Consider the following 436-nt stretch of genomic DNA (forward strand, 5'->3'; position numbering starts at 1 on the left):
CCTTGAAAGCGCGTTATCTTTATTTGAAAAGTGTTCAATAAAGATATTACCGTCGCTATCCTCACGGCAGAAATAGAATCCGATTTCTGCCGTATAGATAGCATCATTTAGGTCGTCATCGTCGGTAGAATAGTTTTGGGACTTCTCCGAACCGTCAATTTCAATCACTGCGAAATATCCGGTAGGCGAGTTTACGTCCCCATCGCTCAACATTGCCCAGGAATCTGTAATCATTGCACTAATAGCATTTTCAAAGTGTGTCCGCATGATTAAAAACCTCTCTCAAAGTCTGGCCGACGTGTTCGGTTCGATCTAGTAACTAGATTACACGTACAGGCAACGCCGCGCAAGTCTGGTCGATGTGACGTGCGTCACACTCGGCGCAGAATCAGCCAACCATCGCCCATCATGTCGCATTGGTCATGCTCTTCCCAGT

Annotated in this window: 1 protein-coding gene; it reads right to left on the minus strand. The window is 46.3% G+C overall.

What is annotated here, in order from left to right; all coding sequences use genetic code 11:
- On the minus strand, positions 1-267 hold a 267-nt coding region (locus tag D7X55_RS45160), incomplete at its 3' end, for a hypothetical protein (RefSeq protein WP_233610462.1).
- Between the last annotated feature and the right edge of the window lie 169 nt (positions 268-436).

The sequence above is a fragment of the Corallococcus sp. AB049A genome (assembly GCF_003668885.1).
GTDB classification, from domain to species: Bacteria; Myxococcota; Myxococcia; order Myxococcales; family Myxococcaceae; genus Corallococcus; species Corallococcus interemptor.